Below are 21,468 nucleotides of genomic sequence, written 5' to 3'. Positions count from 1 at the left end.
GGATGTGACAGCTTTATTACAACGGAACGCCAACACTATGAAGCGCGTGGCTGGACCGGCGCTTACCACTTCCGACCCGGCTAAAATACAAACGCCAGCAAGAGACTTACGGAATCATTGCATGATTGCCAAGCACTACCCCTTGCGCAACATCGGCAAAGGCAATGTCGGTTCCCACCGGCAAATACTAGCAGCGCTTCGCATGGTTTTTCAAATAGAAAGGGGCCTGCCTATGGCAAGCCCCCAAAATAATCACACGAAAGCCCAAGCTCAAGCCGAAGCGTTGGCTTTTTCTTCCTGGCGATCGGCATAGATGTAGAGCGGACGGGCCGAACCGCGCACCACTTCCTCGGAGATGACGACCTCGCGCACGCCTTCCAGCGTCGGCAATTCGAACATCGTGTCGAGCAGGATCTTCTCCATGATCGAGCGAAGGCCGCGGGCGCCGGTCTTGCGCACGATCGCCTTGCGGGCGATTTCGCGCAGAGCGTCCTCGTGGAAGTTCAGTTCCACGTCTTCCATCTCGAACAGGCGCTGATACTGCTTGATCAGCGCGTTCTTCGGCTCGGAGAGGATCTGGATCAGCGCGTCCTCATCGAGGTCTTCAAGCGTCGCCAGAACCGGCAGACGGCCGATGAACTCAGGGATGAGGCCGAACTTGACCAGATCTTCAGGCTCCAGTTCGCGCAGGACCTCACCGACGCGGCGGTCATCCTGCGACTTGACGGTCGCACCGAAGCCGATCGAGGTCTTCTCGCCGCGGGCAGAGATGATCTTGTCGAGGCCGGCAAAGGCGCCGCCGCAGATGAACAGGATGTTCGTCGTGTCAACCTGCAGGAATTCCTGCTGAGGATGCTTGCGGCCGCCCTGCGGCGGAACGGAAGCGACCGTGCCTTCCATGATCTTCAGCAGTGCCTGCTGCACGCCCTCGCCCGAGACGTCGCGGGTGATCGACGGGTTGTCGGACTTGCGCGAAATCTTGTCGACTTCGTCGATGTAGACGATGCCGCGCTGCGCGCGCTCGACGTTGTAGTCGGCCGACTGCAGGAGCTTCAGGATGATGTTTTCGACATCCTCGCCAACATAACCGGCCTCTGTCAGCGTCGTCGCATCGGCCATGGTGAAGGGAACGTCGATGATGCGGGCGAGCGTCTGGGCAAGATAGGTCTTGCCGCAGCCGGTCGGGCCGACGAGCATGATGTTCGACTTCGCCAGTTCGACTTCGCCGTTCTTGGAGGCGTGCGCCAGGCGCTTGTAATGGTTGTGAACGGCGACCGACAGGATCTTCTTCGCCTGCCGCTGGCCGATGACGTATTCGTCGAGGACCTTGATGATGTCCTGGGGCGTCGGAACGCCGTCACGGGACTTGACCATCGAGGACTTGTTCTCCTCGCGGATGATGTCCATGCACAATTCGACGCATTCATCGCAGATGAAGACGGTCGGTCCGGCAATCAGTTTCCGGACTTCGTGCTGGCTCTTTCCGCAGAACGAACAATAAAGCGTGTTCTTGGAGTCGCCGCCGTTGCTGCCGCTGACCTTGCTCATATCACTTTCCTTCCAGCACGCCGCATTTCAACGCGAAATCGCGGTCCACTCTATCAGCTCCTGGCGGCACTCCGTTTCCGGAGCCTTTGCCGAGAAGGGCTTCAGGGGGTACGAACCGGGCCCAATCAATCATGTCCGGGTTCCGGCGGCAACGAATTCCCCTTCGAATGCCGAATGCTATGTCATAAAAATTCAACATAGCATTAATAGTTACTATTAGCGTCTTCGTCGCCGTATGAAAGCCCCTGTTCAATCACAAATGGGATAGAACTGTGGCGACAAAAACACCATCCCTATTAATTACTAGGCCTGTTCGCCTTCCATTTCGAGGCGCGACGTCAGAACCTTGTCGATCACGCCCCAGCTCTGGGCTTCGTCCGCATCCATGAAATGGTCACGATCGAGCGTCTTTTCAACTTCTTCGTAGGTGCGGCCGGTGTGCTTGACGTAGACCTCGTTCAGGCGGCGCTTCATTTTGAGGATGTCGCGGGCGTGCCGCTCGATGTCCGAGGCCTGCCCCTGGAAGCCGCCCGAGGGCTGGTGCACCATGATGCGGGAATTCGGCGTGGCAAAGCGCATGTCCTTGTGGCCGGCAGCCAGCAGCAGCGAGCCCATGGATGCGGCCTGGCCGATGCAGAGCGTCGAAACCGCGGGCTTGATGAACTGCATCGTATCGTAGATCGCCATGCCGGCCGTGACGACGCCACCGGGCGAATTGATGTAGAGGGCGATTTCCTTCTTCGGGTTTTCGGCCTCGAGGAAGAGCAGCTGGGCGCAGACGAGCGTCGCCATATGGTCTTCGACGGCACCCGTCAGGAAGATGATGCGTTCCTTCAACAGGCGGGAATAGATGTCGTAGGAGCGTTCACCGCGGTTGGTCTGTTCCACGACCATCGGCACGAGGGCCATTGCGGTATCGACTGGGTTTCTCATGTGCGTCCTTTGTCAACGTCTCGCCGGCCGGCGCCGGGAATCAAAGAAAAATGTCTTACCCCTACATAGAGTGTCCCGGCCCTCCTCTTCAAGACACGCATGAGGATAACGTTAAGAAGGCGGGGCAAGGCGGCTCCAGGTAGCCTCTTTCCCCCAAACGCCTGTTAACGGCGAGCCCTTGCTACGATCTCCCCCGGCTTTTCTCCATGACAGTGTGAAGGAAGGCTTACTCTATTCGACTGTGCTCATGCACGTTTACCCAACGGAAAGCCTACCGGCAGATATCGGCCTGAAACAATGCCGCAGCGCAGCGACATTAAGGAACTGGCGAGCTTCCTCGGCAAGGATGAGAACCGACAGACAAGGGGTTGCTGCCGTGTTCAATATTGCTACAGGTCTCGCTATCTGGTGTTCCGAGGCCATGACGCTCGCTTTGGTGCTGTTCGTCGCCTGGCGCCACAACGTCAGGAACGAGGCCTATCTCTATTGGGGCTTGGGCTTCCTCCTGACCGGCATTGGCTTTGCGATGGTCGCGCTGCGCGGCGAAATCCCCAGCGTGCTTTCCATAGAGGCAGGCAATGCCATCGCGCTGCTCGGCCAGAGCGCCTGGGTGGCGGGTTTTCTGGCGCTCGACCGCAAGCGGATCGAATGGTGGGCGCTGCTGCCGCCAGTCATCTGGCTCGCCGGGGTCTTCCTGCCCTGGGTCAACAGCGATTATTCAAACCGGGTGGTGCTCTATAACCTTGCTTCAGCGACAGGTGCGACGGCACTTGCTATGGCGGTCGCCGCCGGCGACATGCGCCGCGAGCGTACCCGCGTCAAGCTGATGGGCGTGTTCGTCATCCAGGGCTGCCTGTGCTTCGGCTCAGCGCTGATGATGGCGCTGACGCTGCCGAGCGATATCGAAGCGACCAATCTCGGCGGCGCCTCCGCCATGGCCAGCGCCTTCCTGCTGACCATCGCCTTCGCGTTCACCTGCCGGCTGATCATGGAGCGCTCCGAACGGCACCTGCGTGCGCTCACCCTGACCGATTCGCTGACCGGCGTGCTCAACCGCCGCGGCCTGCTTGGCTATTTCGACGGCATCCAGGAAAAGGCCCATGACGACCAGCGCCAGGTCGCGGTGATGCTCTTCGATCTCGACCATTTCAAGCGTGTCAACGACCGTTTCGGCCACCAATCCGGCGATGCCGTGCTGACCGCATTCGCGCGGATGGCCCGCCAGTATATTCCAAACAACATCTTCGGCCGCATGGGCGGCGAGGAATTCGCCGCCTTCGCCGCAGTCACGGACCAGACGGAAGCCGAGGCGATCGCCGAAGCGATCCGCACCGAATTCTGCCGCCTTCCCGTCAGCACCGGCGAAGCGATCGTCCCGGTCACGGTCAGCATCGGCATCGCGCTTGCCTCCTCGATCGAAGCTAATATCGACAAACTGATCTCGGCCGCCGACCGGGCGCTCTATGCGGCGAAGGCGGCCGGCCGCAACTGCACGGTCACCTTCGGCGAAGCGGAGGCCGCTGCCCCGGCACCGGCCACGCCGAGCGGCACCGCCGGCGAACTCGTGCCGACGGTCGACGACCAGGTCGAGGCGCTGCGACGCATGGGTACGCTGTCACGGGCCGGGTAGTCCGGGATCCCTCACCCCGCATCTTTCCGAGGCTCGGCAAATCCGATAAGCCTCGTGGCATGATGATCCCATCCTTTCTCTCGATCGACCGCGCCAACCGCCATGTCTCGCTGGACGGCCGCAATCCGGCCTTCTACGGCAACCCGAATGCCGTCTATGCCGCACTTCACGCCCATTGCCCGACCTTCTACTGGAGTGAGCAGAAGCAGTGGTTCTTCACGGGTTACGACCATGTGAACGGCCTGCTGCGCGACCGCCGCTTTGGCCGGCAGATCCTGCATATCGCCAGCCGCGAGGAGCTCGGCCTTGCCGAGCCGATGCCGCATCTTGCCAGTTTCGATCTCTCGGAACGTTATTCCCTGCTCGAACTCGAACCGCCGGAGCACACGCGGCTGCGCACGCTCGTCAACCGCGCCTTCGTCTCCCGCCATGTCGAGAAGATGAAACCGGAGCTTGCCGAACTCGCCAACCGGCTGATCGACGGTTTCGCGGAGAAGCGTGAGGTCGAGCTACTCTCGGCCTTTGCCGACATCATCCCGGTGACCATGATCGCCCGCATGATCGGCATTCCCGAAGAGATGGGACCGCAACTGCTTACCTGGTCGCACGCCTATGTTCGCATGTACATGTTCGGCCGCACGCGCGAGCAGGAGGAGGAGGCCGAACAGGCGGCGAAGGAATTTTCCGACTACGTCAAAACGGTCATCACAGAACGCCGCGCCGAACCGCGTGACGACCTGCTGACCCACATGATCCATACCGAGCACAAGGGCCAGTATCTGACCGATGAGGAGCTCGTGTCGACGACGATCGTGCTGCTCAATGCCGGGCACGAGGCGACCGTGCACCAGATCGGCAATTCCGTGCGTACCATCCTCGACAGCGGCTGCGATCCGGCAGAACTCTTCCGGGACGAAGCGACGACAGAGCGCACCGTCGAGGAAACCTTGCGCATCTGCGCGCCGGTCCACATCTTCCAGCGCTGGGCGCTGGAGCCTGCGGAAATCGATGGGGTCTCCTTCAAGCGCGGCGACAAGGTGAGCCTCATCCTCGCCGCCGCCAATCTCGACCCGACAAAATTCACCGATCCGCTGACCTTCCGGCCCGATCGTAACGAGGCGGCGAACCTCTCCTTCGGCGCCGGCATCCATTTCTGCATCGGCGCGCCGCTGGCGCGGCTGGAGCTCAACGTCGTGCTGCCGATCCTGTTCGAGCGGCTTGCCGGCCTGAGGCTAGCGAAGACGCCGGTGGTCAAGGATGTCTACCATTTCCACGGGCTGGACCGGCTGGATTTGCAGTGGTGATCCATCCCTCGCAGAGGTGATCCACCGCGCGAGGATCAACCGTAACGTCCGGTAATGTAGTCTTCCGTACGCTTGACCTTCGGCGACTGGAAAATCTCAGCGGTCGGGCCGTATTCGACCAGCTCGCCCAGATACATGAAGGCGGTGTTATCGGAGATGCGGCTTGCCTGCTGCATGTTGTGGGTGACGATGACGATGGTGAACTCCGTCTTCAGCTGGGCGACCAGCTCTTCCACCTTGGCGGTCGAGATCGGGTCGAGGGCGGAGGTCGGCTCGTCGAGGAGAAGCACCTCGGGGCGAAGCGCCACGGCACGCGCGGCTTTTGAAATGCTGCAGAGGGCAACCGGTCCAGGTTAACGGTCAGGACATCGGGCAGCGAATGAAAGGGAGCCGTGTTCAGCGGTCACCGCTCTGCTGGAACGCCGGCGACAGGCCATCAATACCGAGCATATTGCCACGATCTTGGCGGCATCATGCAGCTGACTCTTCTTCCAGTTTGCTGGATATGTCATATGCCGACATAGGTTTTCCAATCAGATATCCTTGAAGCTGGTCGCAGCCGGCATCGCGCAAGATCGCCGCCTGGCGGGTAGTCTCGATACCTTCCGCGGTAACCGGAATCCGCAGCGCGGTCGCGAGCGAGATGGTTGCCCGAAGAACATCGGCGCCATTTGCACCTTCGTCGAGAGCCCACACGAGCGAGCGGTCGATCTTCATGCGATCAAACCCGAACTGCCGCAAGGCGCCAATGCTTGCGTAGCCGCAGCCAAAGTCGTCGAGCGCGAACTTAATGCCGACGCGTTTGAGCTGGTCTATCGACCGCCGGGCCTGATCCGGATTGGTCATCAGAACACCTTCGGTGATTTCCAATGTCAGGCGGTTTGGATTGAAATCAAGCTCCTGCAGGACCGAGATCACTTCTGCGGCAAATTCCGGATTGCAGAGCTGGATTGGCGAAACGTTCACCGACAATGCCAGATCGGGCCAGCTCTTGGCATGCTCGATCGATGTTCTCAGCATGTGAACGCCGAGGGCATCGATGAGGCCGCACCTCTCGGCAAGAGGAATGAAAATCTCCGGGCTGATGTTTCCGGTTGCAGTTCGCCAGCGCGCCAGTGCTTCAAGACCAGTCACAGCGCCGGTCGAAGCCGAGACGAGAGGTTGGAAAACGGCTTCGATTGCGCCGCTGTTGATGGCGCTCTTCAACAGGCCCTCCAGTTCGGCGACCTGTTGGCGTTCCCGGTCCAGCTCGGGATCGTATTCGATTGCCTGGCCTCTGCCATTTGCCTTGGCCCGATAGAGGGCCATGTCTGCTCTGCGGAGAAGCTCCAGGGGCGGGACGTCGCCGTTGCGAGCAGCGGCTCCGATGCTTGCGCCAATTTCGATCGTTCGCCCGTCGATTTTGAAGGGCTCGGCAAACAGTGCCAAAATCGTCTTTTCGATCTCTCCGCACGTGGCAGAACCGATGTGTACCAGCGCAAATTCGTCGCCCCCGAGCCGCGCCACGGCAATGATTTCGGGGTGGCAGCCTGTCAGCGCCTTCGAAACCAACCGGATCAAATCGTCCCCCACCGCATGCCCCCAGGCATCGTTGACGGCCTTGAAGCCATCAAGGTCGACTAAATGGAGCCGGGGTGGCGGAGAGCCAGAATTATCCAGCTCTGCCAGCAGGTTGAGAAGCCCATGTCTGTTCAACAGGCCACTCAAGCTGTCGTGGCCCGCTTCGAAAAGCGCTGTTTGCGCCAGTTGGCGCAGGCGCCGCGCCTCGGAGGCCCCAACCAACAGAACGCCGATCAAGAATAGCGAAAGGATGACGGTAGAAGCTGCAAGATAAGGATAGACCTGATGAAACACGGCGCTTCCGGGCGCTTTGCTGGGCCAAACGAGATAGCCGATGACGGCTCCCTTCATGTCGGTGATCGGCGTATTCAGGGATCCCGGCTTGGGCGTCGTCTCGAGGCTCAGCCCCTCGAGTTCATGTTCGTTGGAGAGAGTGTCGAGAACCTCCGACGTAAACTCCTTGTAGAAAGTCAGCACGCTGAACTTCGGAACCTCGACGGCGGCGTCGAACGGCTGGATCGCCTGCGAGGCGATCAGCGCTATACCGCTTTCGGTCTTGATGAAATTGACCACCGGCACCTTCGCCGGATCTGCAGCCGCATTGATCTGCTGATAAAAGGCTGCCCCGAAAAACGTGCCCGGCTGGAAGGGCTTGCCCTTGGCATAGGCCGAGACGACCAAAGACCGCTCAGGGCCGGTCACGATCGCGCCGTCATAAAGCGCGTAATCCTCGCTGGTCTTTCCCCAATTCTCATAGGCCCAATCCGCGGCAGTGGGAGACGAGATCGCGCTATAGGCATCGTCCCATACGGCGTTATCCGTCGTTGTCGCGCCGAGGCGAGCCACAAACGCACCGATTGCCGCGCGGGCGGCGCGACTGGCCCTGGCATCATCGATCTCGTTGGCCGACCGGGTCATCGTGACGACGACGTGTGCCACAAGGCCAGTCAGGACGAGGGCGACGACAAGGAAGCAGACCGTTGTCGCGATGATGGAAGACGTCTGGGTCCGAACGTGCCGACCTGCAAGATTCGACGACATGCAAATTCCGAAAAGATTAATTGCAAGGCCATGTCTGTGGGACGGCAGGAGACATCATGTCCGCAATGCGCTGCAGATAAGGTTTAGCATTTGACGATGTAGGCACGATTAATGGGAATGGTTAAAAGCGTTCTATCCCGGAAACAGGTGCAGCCATTCGCTGAAAGACGGGCCATCATCGCCGCAAATCGGGACAAGCGCGGAATCGTCAACGTCGATTTTCTGGCCCGCTCAAACCTTGATCACATAATCCTTGCGAGTCGTTTCAACGACTTCCCACGTTCCCTTGAAGCCGGGTCTGAGGATCATCCGGTCGCCCGCCTTCAGATGAACCGGCTCACCGTCCTCCTCCGTCACGATGGAATGGCCGGACAGCAGGCTGAAATATTCCCACTCCTCGTAGACGATCCGCCACTTGCCCGGTGTCGCCTCCCAGATACCGGAATAGAGGCCGCCTTCGGCCTCCTCCAGATTCCAGGTACGGAAATGCGGATCGCCGGAGATGATCCGGCCGGGCTCCGGGGCGCCGAACTCGGGTTCGACGCCGTCGATGCTGAGGGTGATGTAATTTGCCGTGGTCACCATGGGTCCCTCTGATCTCAGATGTGGTTCGTCACATACCTTTGACACGTACCCCTTTGAAATCGTAGAGTTTTTTCAGTGGAGGCGTCATGTACGTCTGGTTGTTTCCTCACATACCTTTGCTCAAGTATGTGCCTTTCGTCAAATACCCTTGAGCAACTCTGCAACCGCAAGTTAAACCATTGTTTTCTTGACGATTTATCGCAGCCTTGCCTTGCGCCGAACTGGCTGTCGTACAGCCGCGAGGGGAGGACGATGAGAGTTGTTGTTTCCGAAACCGTAGTCGTTGAGTTCCAGAGCTCATGACCCGCACCTACGAACAGCTTATCCCGCGCGCCGAAAGGGAGAAGCTCGAGCTAGCCCTTGAAATGGGCCAAGGTTACGTCCTCGATCTTTCGGACCGGACCTTCAACGATTTCTTCTATGAGAGACTGGGCATCGACCCAGAGACTGAAGGCCGCCTCTTCAACGGGCGCGGCACGTCGAAAGCGAAGCGCCTGAGGTCCTTCATTGAGCGCGCCCCGGCGTCCTTGATTGCGAAGCTGCTCCGCGAACTCTGGAACTACCGCGGCTCCATCGCCACCCGTGCGACGACGCCCGCTGATCAGGTGCTCGAGGCCAGCTATTTCATCACCGTTGGCAGGTTCGAAGGGGTAAGCCAGGACATCGACAGCTCGGTGATCGAGTCTTTCGAACCCAGTGAAACACTCGACGAACTCGTGGCATCATTCCGCCGCGACCTCGACGCCAAGAAGCCGCACGCCGCGCTTGATCGACTTCACACATACTGAATGAAGCGCTTCGCATCACTGGTCAGAAAGCATGGCGGCGGACAGTGGGCGGGTAGCGTTGCCGACGGCGAGAACGTGCAGGCGTATCGCGAAGACCGAGCCTGCTCACAACTCCGTCTTGCCCTCCTCCACTCGCTCCCGCCTCGCCTGCAGTCGGTCGAACTTGCCAAAATCGGTCATGATGCTAACGAGAACGCTTGCAGTCCAACCGAAGGTGAACAGGCCCGACATACCGATGATAGGACCGAGCAGACGCCATCGGTCTGGAAGAGTGACGTTGCCCTCGCCGAGAGTGGTATAGCTTTCGAGGACGTAGTAGTAGCTATCGCGCAGCGAAGGGATAATGTCCCTGACATACAGGGGAACTGCCCAAATAAGAGTCTCCGCGAAGTGCAGAACCGCTAGCGCGGCGATTGTTACGGCGAGCCTCAAATTCAGCCGCCAATGCGGCGTGGCTGGGGTGACGTGTGCCCATGACTTGCTGAACTGAAGCCCGATGCTTCGGATTCCGACGCCATGCACAAAGATCACAACGATCAAAAACACGGTGCCGACAAGAATCTCCAGAACTGGATTCGGGTGGGTGAGATGGTCCAATCGTTTGCGTCCTCAGTGTTCAGCCTGCGGTGGGACGCGTCGTGCAGCGTCCCACGACCGAACCCAGCGCGAGCATGGACTTTGCCCTGAGTGCTAGTAGCAGGGCGGATACGGATAATAGCCACATGCCGGAGGCGGGTAATAACGTCGCTCCGCAGCGGCCGCACCAATCGCCGCCCCCGCCACGACGCCCGCCCCATAGTACGCGCCTGGATGGGCGTACCATCCGCCACGCCAAACCGGCGCGCGGAACCCAGCGCCTCCCACGGCGACGCCCCCATAGGGACCACGTGCCGCGAACCAGTCGATAAACAGCGATGCGGGCCCATCGGCTCCGGCGAGGTCCCCTTCGAGCACTGCTACGTCGAACGTCAGGTCTCCGCCCTCAAGCTTCGGCATTTTCAGGACGACCACCACGTCGGCAACAGAATCACCCTTGGCGCTGAGTACCGATATCGTCGCGTTGGGTGGGTCCTTCGCGAAGCTGTCGGGCCCCTCACCCCAATGCTTGATGAACTCGGAGGTCAGCACGTGGCCCGCCGATCGGACCGGGCGGTCGGCAAACACGATCGACACCGCCGAGATGCCACTCATCGTTAGCTTGCCACCCTCGAGCTTCGCCCCACCGGAATTCAGCACGGCAAGCGACGGCACCATTTTTGACTTGGTCGCTCCTATCGTCTTTTCCGCTGGAGCCGAAATGGCGTCCTGCGCGAAGACAGGCGATGCCGCTAGAAGGCTCGCCGCGACGGCGATCATGCTTATTGCTGAGAGTCTTAGCATCATACATCCTCCAGTTTGATTATGACCACTCCCTATTTCAGGAGCCCTAGATTGATCAGTTGAACGCGCCTGTTGTCGATCACGGTGGCGATGAACATCAACTGCCCGATCTCGACGCCTACATTGAAGAACAGCAAGGCTAGCGGAATGTCCCCTGAAGGAAGGGCCAGTTCAGACAGTGCCCCCGCGAACCCCAGCCCGTGCAGCAGCCCGAACGCAAAGGCGACCAGCCAAGGGCGTTTCGCAAGGGTGCGAGCGGGCTGTAGAGCCGCAGGATCGTGAACCAGCCCTTGCCGGGAACCGTCTGCACCCAGTTGCCTCGCTTGACGTATTTCGGCTGATCGGGGCCGAAATAGATCGTGGTAGAGCCATCCGCGGCTGCGAGTAACGAGACCGTTCTTTTAAGCGCCGTCATGATGTTCCCTCGGTTGCAGACCTATCATCCAGCGGCTCTGTCATGCAGACTCAGGACACGGAGCTACTCATCGTGACCGTGCATCGCGAATGCGCAAGTATGTAACGGTAACATACGGGGTAGTTGGTGGTACGGGACGCTATGTTCGAAGCCAGCGGCGGCCGGGCGGCAGAAGAGATCGTCATGACAAGGGATGCCGACATAACCATATTAAGAAAGCGCGGAATGCTGGCGACCGTGCGCGGCGTCCCTGCGCATAGCGTGGGCGGGGCCGAAGTGGAGACTAAGCCCTGCGATATGCTACTGGGTAATGCAATTCTGCATGTCGCGAGACTGGACGTTTCGGTTTGCACGACCGCCGCCGCGAGTGTCTTTGCGGAGGGCATTATGTTGAATTGCGAGGACTGCCGTCGGCTCCCTTGAAATATGGCGACAAGCTTGAAGTTCGTGAGTAGGAAGCAAGAGCCCTGAGCACTGGCCGATCAGCTTGGACATCAACACGACATCCGACCTCGGAGCCACGAGAGAATTCAGTTCGATGATGGTGTTCGGGAGTTTCATGGTTGAGACGTGGGGCATTGAACCCGCCTCGGCTGATGCTCTTTCGTCCACCATTCTTCACCTTTGAGTTCTCGTAATCGGGCAGCGTAGTGAAGCAGATGGGGATTGCGTTCATGTCGGCCTCCGATGACGGACGCCGCATGACGTAGAAGAATATCTCCTGACATTCAGTGCGAGGTGATCGCACGACCGCTGGACGCGAGATGCTCAGTAATGGCGCGCCGGATTTCGGTAACCGTGTCGAAGAGCCTGTTGTCCAAATCGATGACATTGAACCGGACAGCGATGAATTTGAGGCGGTTTTCGACAGGGACCGCGATCCCGACTTCCTGACCGTTGAATACGACAGCTTGCTTTTGCATAACAAACCTCGGGCGCGCCACACGGGAGCACCATCTTAGAAAAGTGGAACAAAGGGTTTACGACGCGTCAGATTGCCGTCGTAGGTCGGTATCGGATCGAGGCACTCGCTGCACCGTTGCGAAGAAACGAAGTCGGACAAACAACGTCATCATCCTCCTCAAGCGAGGTCAAACGACCGCTGAGTATCGCCGGCGAGGGCCGGTTATTTCGGCACTCTTCTGTAAAAAACGTAGTCGAGAAACTTCGAGTAAGCAACTGATTTTTGTTATTATTTAGCGTTTTGAATCGTATGACAATTACCGCAGATGCGAAGTAACAAATGATGTACGTTCGTCCGACCCCATCATCGAAAGCCCTTCGAGGCTACCGCACACGAACCGCGCAAGAAATAGCCGCTGAGCGAGGGCCTTCCGAGCGCCGAAGCGGTTGCGATACCCCTAGACACTTCATACGTTCCTGTATCCCAATCTCGACAGGATTAAGGAAGGGAATCCGGCCAAAATGAAGCACAATGAACTCGCTACAAGCAGGCAACTATTGCAATGATGCGGGGAAAGCGCAGGATTGTCCAAAGGGCCTTCGCCTGCGACAGGACATTGCGCGATGAGTCAATTTGGTAGCGAACCAGTTCGTGATCCTGGGGACCTCGGCTTCGACAAGCCGCGGCTGGCGCGACTGAAGCGGTGGATGCAGCGATATGCCGACACCGGGCGCTGGCCGGGTGGTGCGGTGCTCATCGCGCGTCATGGAGAACTCGCCTTTTTCGACTGCGCCGGGCACGCCGACGTCGAAGCCAAGCGGCCTTGGCAGCGCGACCTCATCGCCCGCATCTACTCGATGACCAAGCCTGTCACCGCCGTAGCGCTGATGATGCTGTACGAGGAGGCGCGCGTGCATCTCGACGATCCGGTCGAAACTTACCTGCCGGAATTCAAAAATAGGCAACTTCTGATACCGGACGCAACGTCGCTCGACCAAACGGTGCCCGTCAAAACGAAGATGACGATCCGTCATCTGCTGACCCACACATCTGGCCTAAGCCTTTTTACGAACCCCGGTATACTCGGCGAAGCTTATGCCAAAGAAAAACTCGGCCTCGCCCTTGCCTACGGTGGGCTCGACAAGATGGTGTGCAGGATCGCCGAGCTGCCATTGGAATGGGAGCCGGGTACGAAATGGCAATACAGCACCGGGTTAGATGTCATCGGCCGCATCGTTGAAGTCGTTTCCGGAATGACGCTCGACAAGTACTTCGCGACTCGCATCTTCGAGCCCCTCGGCATGACCGACACCGGCTTCTCTGTGCCGGGGTCTGAGATCAGCCGTTTTCCCCCACTCTATGAGGCCATGGCTGGCGGAATGGCTTTGCACGAAGCGCCGAAGGTTTCGGAGTGGCGGCAAGGCAAGGTTGACACGTTCTGCGGCGGAGGCGGGCTCGTCGGAACCATCGACGACTATTGGCGGTTCGCCGAAATGCTGCGGGCTGGAGGTGAACTCAACGGCGAACGCATCCTCAGTCCCCGCACTTTGAGATTGGCGGCGTGCAATCACCTGCCGGGCGATCTTGCCTCGCTGGCAGCCGAAGTTTGGTCCGAAACCCAGTTTGATGGCGTCGGGTTCGGTCTGTTGGGCTCTGTCGTCCTTGATCCGGCCAAGGCACAAATTTCGGCGCAGGTGGGAGACTATGGCTGGGGCGGCGCGGCAGGCACCTTCTTCTGGGTAAGCCCGGTCGACGACATGGTTGTCATTCTCTTCACGCAACTTCTGCCTTCAAGCGCCATTCCTGTGCGCAAAGAGCTGCGCGCACTCGTCTATGGTGCGTTGACAGGGGCCTGAAGAAGTGCAGCCCATAGAAGAAGCAAAAGCAGCATTAACGTGACGATGCCGCGAAAGCTCGCGCTACGAGTCCGTCAGGCCACTTCACCAGGTATTCCGCGCAGGCGTAGTCATCGCTCTGAACTCTCTGCTTGGAGCCTAGCCTCGGCAGGTCCTGTTCTGGCAAGCCGCTGCACTTGATCCGACGTCATCTCATATTTGCCTCATGCCAATTCACGATTGTGAGCTTGGGCCAGAATTTGATCCATCGGTCGACCTTCCGCTCGTATACCTCGCGCGTGATCTGCCTTTTGTTCGCACGAACAACGCCGCCGAGAAGGTCGGAAAGGCCGAACGGAGCACAAAGTTCCAGGCCGCCATTGTGCAATCTGGCATTCTTTTGACCGCCGAAAACGCCCTGTTTTTAGGGGTTTCTCGGCGGTCGACTCAATACAACCTGCTCAAAAAAGTTGTCAAAGGAACTGACGTAGGTGTCAGAGGTATGTGACGAACTACATCAGATCTTTGAGAGCGCCTGCTCAAGATCGGCGATGATGTCCTTGACGTCCTCGATGCCGACGGAAAGGCGCACCACGTCAGGCCCCGCACCGGCGGCGATCCGCTGCTCGTCGGTCAACTGCCGGTGCGTTGTCGAGGCCGGATGGATGACGAGCGAACGGGTGTCGCCGATATTGGCAAGATGAGAGAAGAGCTCCAGCCCCTCGACCAGCGTCTTGCCCGCCTCATAGCCGCCCTTGACGCCAAAGGTGAAGACGGAGCCTGCGCCCTTCGGCGAGTAACGCTGCTGCAGGGCATGGTTCGGATCGTCGTCGAGACCGGCATAATTCACCCAGGCGATCTTGCTGTGCGCCTTCAGCCACTTGGCGACGGCGATCGCATTGTCGCTGTGGCGCTGCATCCTGAGCGGCAGCGTCTCGATGCCGGTCAGGATCAGGAAGGCGTTGAAGGGCGAGATCGCCGGCCCGAGATCGCGCAGGCCGAGCACGCGGGCAGCGATCGCAAAGGCGAAATTGCCGAAGGTCGCGTGCAGGACCATGCCGTTATATTCCGGCCGCGGGCTCGACAGCATCGGGTAATTGCCGGATTTCGACCAGTCGAAGGTGCCGCCGTCGACGATGAGGCCACCCATCGAATTGCCGTGGCCGCCGAGAAACTTCGTCAGTGAATGCACGACGATGTCGGCACCATGCTCGATCGGACGGATGAAATAGGGTGTCGCCATCGTATTGTCGACGATCAGCGGCAGGCCGTGGCGATGCGCGACGTCGGCGATGGCAGCGATATCGACGAAGGTGCCGCCGGGATTGGCCAGGCTCTCGATGAAGATGCCGCGCGTCTTGTCGTCGATCTGGCTTTCGAAGCTTGCCGGATCGGCGGCATCGGCCCAGCGCACCTGCCAGCCGAAATTCTCGAAGGCGTGGCCGAACTGGTTGATCGAGCCGCCGTAGAGTTGGCGGGCAGCGATGAAATTCTCGCCAGGACGCATGATATTGTGGAAGACGATCACCTGCGCCGCATGGCCGGAGGCGACGGCAAGGGCGGCCGTGCCGCCCTCGAGCGCTGCAACGCGCTCCTCGAGCACGGCCTGTGTCGGGTTCATGATGCGGGTGTAGATGTTGCCGAAAGCCTGCAGACCGAAGAGGGCGGCGGCATGATCGGAATCATTGAAGACGAAAGCGGTCGTCTGGTAGATCGGCGTTACCCGCGCGCCGGTCGCCGGGTCGGGCTGCGCGCCGGCGTGGATCGCCAACGTGTTGAATCCCGGATCATTCTTGGCCATGTCGTCCTCCCGTTATTGCTGACGGGAGGGATCATAGCCTCTCGCGAACGAAAGTTAATCGCGATCCGTTTCAACCCATGGGCGTTCCGTGGAAAATCCGTCTCCGCGAACCGCAACTCAGGCAATGAGACGAGGATATTCGATCGCCGGGCAGCGGTTCATCACCACCTTGATGCCGGCGGCCTCCGCCTTTGCCGCAGCCGCATTGTCGCGGACACCAAGTTGAGACCAGATGATCTTCGGCAGCGGCCTCAGCGCCAGCGCCTCCTCGACGACCCCGTCCAGATATTCGGAAGCGCGAAATACGTCGACCATGTCGACCGGCATGGGAATGTCGGCGAGCCGGGCATACACGTTGCGGCCCTGGATCTGTTTGCCCGCCTGCCCCGGATTGACTGGAATGACCTCGTAGCCGCGCGACAACAGATAGCCCATGACGCCGTTGCTCGGCCTGGCCGGATTGGGTGAGGCGCCGGTCAGCGCGATGGTCTTTACCGAATGCAGAATTCCGGCGAGGTAATCATCCGTGTAGACGTCGTGATTCATATCCGTTTCTCCACTCCCGAAAGCCCTTCGCCACGGCGCGCAGTTTTATTGCGTTTCCGTGAAACCGGCTGGGCATCTTTTCCGTATATATGAATTGGATACTCCCTGAGGATGATTCGATGAAAAAAATCGCTCTTGCCCTCATGCTCGTGCTCGCCGCATCGCCGGCGCTGGCGATCTCGCGCTACAATCCGCTCACCATGAGCTGCGCCAGCGTGCGCGCCGCCATCCACAATCAGGGCGCCGTCATCTTCCGCTACCAATCTCCCCGTGGCTTGCCGCTCTACGATCGCTATGTCCGCAACAGCAATTATTGCGACGCGACCGACTATGCGGAATGGACGCATATCCCCTCAAAGGACAATCCGCGCTGCCAGGTCCTGAACTGCCAGAGCATCGACAACCTTGACGGGATGCTCTTCGTTCCGCATCATCAGCTTTGATGTTTTCAACGTCGTGACAGCCGCCGAAACTGTACGTCTTTCGCGTTTGCGAAAGGTTTTGGCTCAATTGTGCGCTGCGATTTCTTGAAGATTCACAATCGGAAGCTTCAATTTCCCCCTATGTCAAAGCTATAGAATAATATCTATATTTCAGCAGCATAGAATAATCGGCTCCCTCGCTCCTGTAGATATTTTCTCTTTTTGTTCGTGGTAATTCCGCCCTTTGTTCTTCTATCCATTAGAAACATCTCATAGTTGAAAGGATCGCGCGGATTGAACGCATGTCGCGCGCACGTAAAAATTGCTCCAATGCGCCGCCATTGTTCACATAGTGGAAGGATGCTATTCGACATATGAACGCATAAGCGACCGCAGCCGTACATTTTCGTGCAAATCCCAGTTGTCTTTTCAGGAATTTGAAACGCCGAAGGCGAGACGTATTCCGCTTCCTGTCATCCTTTCCGGATTTACTCCCTTGCCTCTCGACGTCATCCTGCTCGTTCTCTTCGGCGCACTGCTGCACGCGACATGGAACGCCATCGTCAAGGCGGGGAGTGATAAATCCCTGGATGCGGCGCTGATCTCTGCCGGCGGCGCTGTTTCGGCGTTGCCGTTCCTGGCGTTCCTGCCGTTGCCGCACGCCTCGGCCTGGCCGTTCATCGGCGCCTCTGCCATCCTGCAGTTCGCTTATTTCCAGTTGGTCGCCGCCGCCTACCGGGCCGGCGATATCGGTCTCGTCTATCCGCTGATGCGCGGCTGCGCACCGCTACTGATCGCCGCGACAAGCGGTTTCATCCTGAAGGAAAATCTTTCCAGCAGCGCCCTTGCCGGCACGATGACGATTTGCGCCGGCGTCCTCACACTCGCTCTGGAGGCACGGCGCGGCAGCAGCCGCGCCGTCATGCTGTCGCTTGCCAATGCCTGTGTCATCGCCAGCTACACCTATGTCGACGGCATGGGCGCGCGTATCTCCGGCAATGCGGTTTCCTACACTTTGTGGATGTCGCTGCTGCCACCCGTCCTACTGTTTTCCTGGGCGGTTTCGCAACGCGGCACTGTCGCCGTCGTGCGTCACGTTCGTCGCAACTGGTGGCGCGGCCTCATCGGCGGCGCCGGCTCGATCGCCTCCTATGGGCTGGCACTCTGGGCGATGACGAAAGCCCCGGTCGCGACCGTCGCAGCGCTGCGGGAAACCGCGATCCTCTTTGCGCTGGTGATCTCGATCACCGTCTTCAAGGAAAAAGCCAGCATCTGGCGCTACGTCGCCGGCGTCGTCATCGCCATCGGCGGGCTGATTTTGAAACTGGCGTAGTCACTCGCCCTTCCAGTCCGGCTTGCGCTTGCCGAGGAAGGCACCGATCCCTTCCTGAGCATCCTGCGTCAGCATGTTCTCGACCATCACCCTGGCGGTATAATCATATGCCGCCTCCACTGGCAGTTCGAGCTGCCGGTTGAAGGCTTCCTTGCCAATCTTCAGCGTCAGCGGTGACTTGCTGGCGATCACAGCCGCATATTTGGAAACCACCTGCGCCAGATACTGCTTGGGCACGATGCGGTTGACGAGGCCGAAATCCTTGGCAGTTGAGGCGTCGATCGTCTCGCCGGTCAGCAGCATCTCCATCGCCTGCTTGCGGTGCGCGGCACGGGAAACGGCCACCATCGGCGTCGAACAAAACAGGCCGATATTGACGCCCGGCGTGCAGAATGTCGAACTATCCGTGCAGATCGCCAGATCGCAGGAGGCAACGAGCTGGCAGCCCGCAGCCGTTGCAAGCCCGTCGATCTCGGCGATGACAGGCTTCGGCAGATGCGCGATCTTGAGCATCAGATCGGCAGCGAGCCGAAAGGTCTTTTCGAAGAAATCGGCACCCTGATCTTCATCGGCGCGATGGGTCGTGAGTTCCTTGAGATCATGCCCGGCGGAAAAGACGTCACCGGTCGAGGCGATGACGACGACGCGTACATCCGGCTCCGCCTCGGCCGTCTCCAGCTCGCCCATCAGCGCTTCGAGAAGTGCGATCGAAAACACATTCGCCGGTGGGTTGCTGAGCACCAACCGCAGCACGCCGTCGCGCAGCGAGCGGATCAACAATCCGCCCTCTTCCGCTCTGGCTGCGTCCGGGAAAGATACGATGTCGGCCATGATGCTGCTCCCTGCGCTCGATTCAGGCAGACGTTTTGCCACAAGGCGCCGGCAATTTCGAGCAGGATCCGCACCCCGCCTTGGCCGCTGAAGTCAGGACCAGAACCACGACTTCGATGTCTCGGCCCTCGCCTGCGCACGGGTCAGACCGACATCGCAAAGCTCGTCGTCGGTGAGTTCCGAAAGCGTGCGACGGCTGCGGCGCTTTTCGAGGTGATGTTCGACCGTCATCAGCAGCCGCCGGCTCCATCGCGCCATCCAGCGAATTCTCGACCGAACGATATCGCGAGGTGTTTCGAAGATCTCGCTCAATTCCAGAGCCATCGCTTCTTCCTTTCTTGAACGGGTGAAAGATGCGCTGGAAAATGCCGCGAGAGAAGCTTATTGATATTATAATATGCATAAGGATTTCTTTGGTATGCCTCTCAATCTTGATCAGCTTGCCACCTTCGTCAATGTTGCCGATCTCGGAAGCTTTACGGCTGCGGCCGACAAGGAAAGCCTGACGCAACCGGCCGTCAGCCTGCAGGTCAAGGGGCTCGAACAGCGGCTCGGCGTCCGGCTGATCGAGCGCGTCGGACGGCGAGCACAGCCGACCGCTGCAGGCCTCGACCTGCTCGTGCATGCAAGGCGGCTACTTCAGGAATCGGCCGCCGCGGAAGAAGCGATGGTGCCGTACAGAGATGGTGCGAGCGGCCGCGTGCGCATCGGCAGCGGCGGCACGGCGTCGATCCATCTGCTTCCTCGCGCCATTGCTGCCGCCAGAAAACGCATGCCCGGGCTCGAAATCACCGTGCGCATCGGCGATGCCGACGGCATTCTGCACGAACTGGAAGCCAACAGCCTCGACATCGCTGTCGTTGCCCTGCCGGCATCGGGACGGAACTTCGAGATCGAACCGTTCTACGAAGAGGAATTGCTGGCCGTCGCCCCCGCGGGCAGCCTCATGCCCGAAGACGGGCCGGACGCCGCTTTCATGCGCGACAGGACGCTGCTGCTCTATGAGGGCGGCAATACCAGGCGCGCAATCGACGCGTGGTTAGCCGCCCCGGATACCAGGATCCGACCTGCGATGGAGTTTGGCAGTATCGAGGCGATCAAGGAGCTGGTGGCTGTAGGACTTGGCTGGTCGATCCTGCCGGGGCTGGCGCTGAAGCGCGACCGCGCCGGCCTCGTGACGACATCATCGCTGAACCCGCGGCTGACGCGCCGCCTCGGCATGGTTCTACGCCGGGACAAACATCTGACACGCGGCCTTCGCGAAATGATGAAATGCCTACGCGCGTTCAAAGGTTGAGAGCTGCTTTCGACCGTCGGACGTTACGTCAAACCGGCAGAGGCGACGCCAAAAACGTCCGGCGCAGCAGCCTGGGACCCCGACAAACATGAGGTATTATAATACCATATATCTAACTAATTGTTTTTGCTTTATTTTTTTTCCAAACCTCGGGAAAGTCGATATTGACCCCATGTCGTATTCCCTTTATACACCGCGCCAGAACGCAGCCTATCCGGGCTGCTTTCTTTTTGGCATGCCTCGAGCGTGCCAATCCAAGCAACAAGAAACGCCCTTCAAGCCTTCGGGCCAAGGGTCCCAAAAGAGAGTATTCACTATGGCAACCTTCTCCCAGAAGCCTGCAGAGGTGGAGAAGAAGTGGGTGATCATCGACGCCGAAGGGCTGGTCGTTGGCCGTCTCGCTTCCATCATCGCTATGCGCCTGCGCGGCAAGCACAAGGCAACCTTCACGCCTCACGTTGACGACGGCGACAACGTCATCGTCATCAATGCCGAAAAGGTCGTTTTCACCGGCAAGAAGTATTCCGACAAGGTCTACTACTGGCACACCGGTTATGCCGGCGGCATCAAGGAACGCAGCGCACGCCAGATCATCGAAGGCCGCTTCCCGGAGCGCGTCCTCGAAAAGGCCGTCGAACGCATGGTTCCGCGTGGCCCGCTCGGCCGTCGCCAGATGAAGAATCTGCGCGTTTACGCCGGTTCCAACCATCCCCATGAAGCCCAGCAGCCGGTCGCCCTCGACGTTGCCGCGCTCAACAAAAAGAACGTAAGGAGCGCCTGATATGGCTGACCTCTCCTCCCTAAAGGATCTCGGCACGGCTTCCGAAGCTGCTGCTCCGGCCCACGTCCGCAAGGTCGATTCGCTCGGCCGCTCCTACGCGACCGGCAAGCGCAAGAACGCCGTCGCCCGCGTCTGGGTCAAGCCGGGCTCCGGCAAGATCATCGTCAACGGCAAGGAATTCGCGGAATATTTCGCTCGTCCGGTGCTGCAGATGATCCTGCGCCAGCCGATCGTCGCGGCTGCCCGTGACGGCCAGTTCGACATCATCGCAACCGTTGCCGGCGGCGGCCTCTCCGGCCAGGCCGGTGCCGTTCGCCACGGCGTGTCCAAGGCGCTCACCTACTTCGAACCGGGCCTGCGCGCGGTGCTGAAGAAGGGCGGCTTCCTGACCCGCGACAGCCGCGTCGTCGAACGCAAGAAGTACGGCAAGGCAAAGGCCCGCCGCTCGTTCCAGTTCTCCAAGCGTTAATCGCTTCGGACAGACAGGATTTACGAAGGCCGGGGCAACCCGGCCTTTTTGTTTTGCTCTGTTAA

21 protein-coding genes and 4 pseudogenes are annotated in these 21,468 nt (G+C 59.5%); 10 read left to right on the top strand and 15 right to left on the bottom strand.

Features of this window, described 5'->3' with window-relative positions:
* Positions 1 to 270: 270 nt before the first annotated feature.
* Together clpX and clpP are read right to left on the bottom strand one after the other, a co-directional pair.
* The gene (gene clpX, locus U5G49_RS06915; protein WP_017963839.1) at positions 271 to 1,548 is read right to left on the bottom strand and encodes an ATP-dependent Clp protease ATP-binding subunit ClpX; all 1,278 of its coding nucleotides are present in this window, start codon (positions 1,546 to 1,548) and stop codon (positions 271 to 273) included.
* A gap of 303 nt (positions 1,549 to 1,851) precedes the next feature.
* Positions 1,852 to 2,481 carry an ATP-dependent Clp endopeptidase proteolytic subunit ClpP gene (clpP, locus tag U5G49_RS06910; protein ID WP_003547334.1) on the bottom strand — a complete coding sequence of 210 codons (630 nt, stop codon included), beginning with the start codon at positions 2,479 to 2,481 and terminating at the stop codon, positions 1,852 to 1,854.
* A 214-nt stretch (positions 2,482 to 2,695) separates the two neighbouring features.
* Between clpP and U5G49_RS06905 the strand changes: the two genes are divergently transcribed.
* Together U5G49_RS06905 and U5G49_RS06900 are read left to right on the top strand one after the other, a co-directional pair.
* Positions 2,696 to 4,111, top strand: coding sequence for a GGDEF domain-containing protein (locus U5G49_RS06905; RefSeq protein WP_193444401.1), 1,416 nt, complete (start codon positions 2,696 to 2,698; stop codon positions 4,109 to 4,111).
* A 59-nt stretch (positions 4,112 to 4,170) separates the two neighbouring features.
* On the top strand, positions 4,171 to 5,415 hold the full coding sequence (locus U5G49_RS06900) for a cytochrome P450 (RefSeq protein ID WP_130728980.1): 1,245 nt from the start codon (positions 4,171 to 4,173) through the stop codon (positions 5,413 to 5,415).
* Between the two features lie 35 nt (positions 5,416 to 5,450).
* On the opposite strand, the pseudogene U5G49_RS06895 reads toward U5G49_RS06900, so the two are convergent.
* The 3 genes and pseudogenes from U5G49_RS06895 to U5G49_RS06885 form a co-directional block, all read right to left on the bottom strand.
* Positions 5,451 to 5,732, bottom strand: a pseudogene (locus U5G49_RS06895) (phosphate ABC transporter ATP-binding protein); the annotation flags it as partial.
* Positions 5,733 to 5,886: 154 nt separating this feature from the next.
* Positions 5,887 to 8,016, bottom strand: coding sequence for a bifunctional diguanylate cyclase/phosphodiesterase (locus tag U5G49_RS06890; RefSeq protein ID WP_193444400.1), 2,130 nt, complete (start codon positions 8,014 to 8,016; stop codon positions 5,887 to 5,889).
* 231 nt (positions 8,017 to 8,247) lie between these two features.
* The gene (locus tag U5G49_RS06885) at positions 8,248 to 8,601 is read right to left on the bottom strand and encodes a cupin domain-containing protein (RefSeq protein ID WP_018447526.1); all 354 of its coding nucleotides are present in this window, start codon (positions 8,599 to 8,601) and stop codon (positions 8,248 to 8,250) included.
* A gap of 299 nt (positions 8,602 to 8,900) precedes the next feature.
* On the opposite strand from U5G49_RS06885, the gene U5G49_RS06880 reads away from it, so the two are divergent.
* Positions 8,901 to 9,389 carry a hypothetical protein gene (locus U5G49_RS06880; protein WP_193444399.1) on the top strand — a complete coding sequence of 163 codons (489 nt, stop codon included), beginning with the start codon at positions 8,901 to 8,903 and terminating at the stop codon, positions 9,387 to 9,389.
* A 105-nt stretch (positions 9,390 to 9,494) separates the two neighbouring features.
* Here U5G49_RS06880 and U5G49_RS06875 read toward each other — a convergent pair whose 3' ends face one another.
* From U5G49_RS06875 to U5G49_RS06860, 4 genes and pseudogenes are all read right to left on the bottom strand, one after another.
* A complete protein-coding gene (locus U5G49_RS06875) occupies positions 9,495 to 9,986 on the bottom strand; it encodes an ion channel (RefSeq protein ID WP_130728978.1) in 492 nt (163 codons plus the stop codon).
* Between the two features lie 93 nt (positions 9,987 to 10,079).
* The gene (locus tag U5G49_RS06870) at positions 10,080 to 10,772 is read right to left on the bottom strand and encodes a hypothetical protein (protein ID WP_376770322.1); all 693 of its coding nucleotides are present in this window, start codon (positions 10,770 to 10,772) and stop codon (positions 10,080 to 10,082) included.
* Positions 10,773 to 10,846: 74 nt separating this feature from the next.
* Positions 10,847 to 11,014 (bottom strand): annotated as a pseudogene (locus U5G49_RS06865) (HupE/UreJ family protein); the annotation flags it as partial.
* Positions 11,015 to 11,016: 2 nt separating this feature from the next.
* Positions 11,017 to 11,151 (bottom strand): annotated as a pseudogene (locus U5G49_RS06860) (DUF1214 domain-containing protein); the annotation flags it as partial.
* A 216-nt stretch (positions 11,152 to 11,367) separates the two neighbouring features.
* On the opposite strand from U5G49_RS06860, the pseudogene U5G49_RS06855 reads away from it, so the two are divergent.
* Positions 11,368 to 11,639: pseudogene (locus U5G49_RS06855) on the top strand (hypothetical protein).
* Between the two features lie 273 nt (positions 11,640 to 11,912).
* On the opposite strand, the gene U5G49_RS06850 reads toward U5G49_RS06855, so the two are convergent.
* A complete protein-coding gene (locus tag U5G49_RS06850) occupies positions 11,913 to 12,107 on the bottom strand; it encodes a hypothetical protein (protein WP_003577126.1) in 195 nt (64 codons plus the stop codon).
* A gap of 604 nt (positions 12,108 to 12,711) precedes the next feature.
* Here U5G49_RS06850 and U5G49_RS06845 point away from each other — a divergent pair.
* Positions 12,712 to 13,944 carry a serine hydrolase domain-containing protein gene (locus U5G49_RS06845; RefSeq protein WP_026230849.1) on the top strand — a complete coding sequence of 411 codons (1,233 nt, stop codon included), beginning with the start codon at positions 12,712 to 12,714 and terminating at the stop codon, positions 13,942 to 13,944.
* Between the two features lie 187 nt (positions 13,945 to 14,131).
* Here U5G49_RS06845 and U5G49_RS06840 read toward each other — a convergent pair whose 3' ends face one another.
* The 3 genes from U5G49_RS06840 to U5G49_RS06830 form a co-directional block, all read right to left on the bottom strand.
* The gene (locus U5G49_RS06840) at positions 14,132 to 14,311 is read right to left on the bottom strand and encodes a nucleotidyltransferase family protein (protein WP_018447515.1); all 180 of its coding nucleotides are present in this window, start codon (positions 14,309 to 14,311) and stop codon (positions 14,132 to 14,134) included.
* Between the two features lie 129 nt (positions 14,312 to 14,440).
* On the bottom strand, positions 14,441 to 15,724 hold the full coding sequence (locus tag U5G49_RS06835; RefSeq protein ID WP_017993606.1) for an O-acetylhomoserine aminocarboxypropyltransferase: 1,284 nt from the start codon (positions 15,722 to 15,724) through the stop codon (positions 14,441 to 14,443).
* Positions 15,725 to 15,841: 117 nt separating this feature from the next.
* The gene (locus U5G49_RS06830) at positions 15,842 to 16,270 is read right to left on the bottom strand and encodes a CoA-binding protein (RefSeq protein ID WP_018447514.1); all 429 of its coding nucleotides are present in this window, start codon (positions 16,268 to 16,270) and stop codon (positions 15,842 to 15,844) included.
* Positions 16,271 to 16,389: 119 nt separating this feature from the next.
* On the opposite strand from U5G49_RS06830, the gene U5G49_RS06825 reads away from it, so the two are divergent.
* Both U5G49_RS06825 and U5G49_RS06820 read left to right on the top strand, forming a co-directional pair.
* Positions 16,390 to 16,713: a hypothetical protein gene (locus U5G49_RS06825; protein ID WP_024321130.1), complete on the top strand. Its 324-nt coding sequence runs from the start codon at positions 16,390 to 16,392 to the stop codon at positions 16,711 to 16,713.
* A gap of 475 nt (positions 16,714 to 17,188) precedes the next feature.
* Entirely contained in the window at positions 17,189 to 18,025 is an 837-nt protein-coding gene (locus tag U5G49_RS06820) for an EamA family transporter (protein ID WP_193445080.1), read from the top strand.
* On the opposite strand, the gene U5G49_RS06815 is transcribed toward U5G49_RS06820, so the two are convergent.
* Positions 18,026 to 18,856, bottom strand: a complete 831-nt coding sequence (locus tag U5G49_RS06815) for an enoyl-CoA hydratase (protein ID WP_193445079.1) — start codon at positions 18,854 to 18,856, stop codon at positions 18,026 to 18,028.
* 93 nt (positions 18,857 to 18,949) lie between these two features.
* On the bottom strand, positions 18,950 to 19,180 hold the full coding sequence (locus U5G49_RS06810; RefSeq protein ID WP_018241563.1) for a DUF1127 domain-containing protein: 231 nt from the start codon (positions 19,178 to 19,180) through the stop codon (positions 18,950 to 18,952).
* Between the two features lie 94 nt (positions 19,181 to 19,274).
* On the opposite strand from U5G49_RS06810, the gene U5G49_RS06805 reads away from it, so the two are divergent.
* The 3 genes from U5G49_RS06805 (at position 19,275) to rpsI (ending at position 21,403) form a co-directional block, all read left to right on the top strand.
* Entirely contained in the window at positions 19,275 to 20,153 is an 879-nt protein-coding gene (locus tag U5G49_RS06805; protein WP_246289136.1) for a LysR family transcriptional regulator, read from the top strand.
* Positions 20,154 to 20,469: 316 nt separating this feature from the next.
* Positions 20,470 to 20,934, top strand: coding sequence for a 50S ribosomal protein L13 (rplM, locus tag U5G49_RS06800; RefSeq protein WP_003558420.1), 465 nt, complete (start codon positions 20,470 to 20,472; stop codon positions 20,932 to 20,934).
* Position 20,935: 1 nt separating this feature from the next.
* On the top strand, positions 20,936 to 21,403 hold the full coding sequence (rpsI, locus tag U5G49_RS06795; RefSeq protein WP_018241561.1) for a 30S ribosomal protein S9: 468 nt from the start codon (positions 20,936 to 20,938) through the stop codon (positions 21,401 to 21,403).
* Positions 21,404 to 21,468 lie beyond the last annotated feature (65 nt).

The organism is Rhizobium indigoferae (genome assembly GCF_034554815.1).
Classification (GTDB): domain Bacteria; phylum Pseudomonadota; class Alphaproteobacteria; order Rhizobiales; family Rhizobiaceae; genus Rhizobium; species Rhizobium leguminosarum.
The sequence above is the reverse complement of the archived record's forward strand: the minus strand, read 5'-3'. Positions and strand labels throughout refer to the sequence as shown.

What these genes read in the sequence shown, in the direction of transcription:
- clpX (WP_017963839.1), bottom strand. Translation starts at nt 1,548, where the DNA reads ATGAGCAAGGTCAGCGGCAGCAACGGCGGCGACTCCAAGAACACGCTT.
- clpP (WP_003547334.1), bottom strand. Translation starts at nt 2,481, where the DNA reads ATGAGAAACCCAGTCGATACCGCAATGGCCCTCGTGCCGATGGTCGTG.
- U5G49_RS06900 (WP_130728980.1), top strand. Translation starts at nt 4,171, where the DNA reads ATGATGATCCCATCCTTTCTCTCGATCGACCGCGCCAACCGCCATGTC.
- U5G49_RS06890 (WP_193444400.1), bottom strand. Translation starts at nt 8,016, where the DNA reads ATGTCGTCGAATCTTGCAGGTCGGCACGTTCGGACCCAGACGTCTTCC.
- U5G49_RS06885 (WP_018447526.1), bottom strand. Translation starts at nt 8,601, where the DNA reads ATGGTGACCACGGCAAATTACATCACCCTCAGCATCGACGGCGTCGAA.
- U5G49_RS06880 (WP_193444399.1), top strand. Translation starts at nt 8,901, where the DNA reads ATGACCCGCACCTACGAACAGCTTATCCCGCGCGCCGAAAGGGAGAAG.
- U5G49_RS06870 (WP_376770322.1), bottom strand. Translation starts at nt 10,772, where the DNA reads ATGATGCTAAGACTCTCAGCAATAAGCATGATCGCCGTCGCGGCGAGC.
- U5G49_RS06850 (WP_003577126.1), bottom strand. Translation starts at nt 12,107, where the DNA reads ATGCAAAAGCAAGCTGTCGTATTCAACGGTCAGGAAGTCGGGATCGCG.
- U5G49_RS06845 (WP_026230849.1), top strand. Translation starts at nt 12,712, where the DNA reads ATGAGTCAATTTGGTAGCGAACCAGTTCGTGATCCTGGGGACCTCGGC.
- U5G49_RS06835 (WP_017993606.1), bottom strand. Translation starts at nt 15,724, where the DNA reads ATGGCCAAGAATGATCCGGGATTCAACACGTTGGCGATCCACGCCGGC.
- U5G49_RS06830 (WP_018447514.1), bottom strand. Translation starts at nt 16,270, where the DNA reads ATGAATCACGACGTCTACACGGATGATTACCTCGCCGGAATTCTGCAT.
- U5G49_RS06825 (WP_024321130.1), top strand. Translation starts at nt 16,390, where the DNA reads ATGAAAAAAATCGCTCTTGCCCTCATGCTCGTGCTCGCCGCATCGCCG.
- U5G49_RS06815 (WP_193445079.1), bottom strand. Translation starts at nt 18,856, where the DNA reads ATGGCCGACATCGTATCTTTCCCGGACGCAGCCAGAGCGGAAGAGGGC.
- U5G49_RS06810 (WP_018241563.1), bottom strand. Translation starts at nt 19,180, where the DNA reads ATGGCTCTGGAATTGAGCGAGATCTTCGAAACACCTCGCGATATCGTT.
- U5G49_RS06805 (WP_246289136.1), top strand. Translation starts at nt 19,275, where the DNA reads ATGCCTCTCAATCTTGATCAGCTTGCCACCTTCGTCAATGTTGCCGAT.
- rplM (WP_003558420.1), top strand. Translation starts at nt 20,470, where the DNA reads ATGGCAACCTTCTCCCAGAAGCCTGCAGAGGTGGAGAAGAAGTGGGTG.
- rpsI (WP_018241561.1), top strand. Translation starts at nt 20,936, where the DNA reads ATGGCTGACCTCTCCTCCCTAAAGGATCTCGGCACGGCTTCCGAAGCT.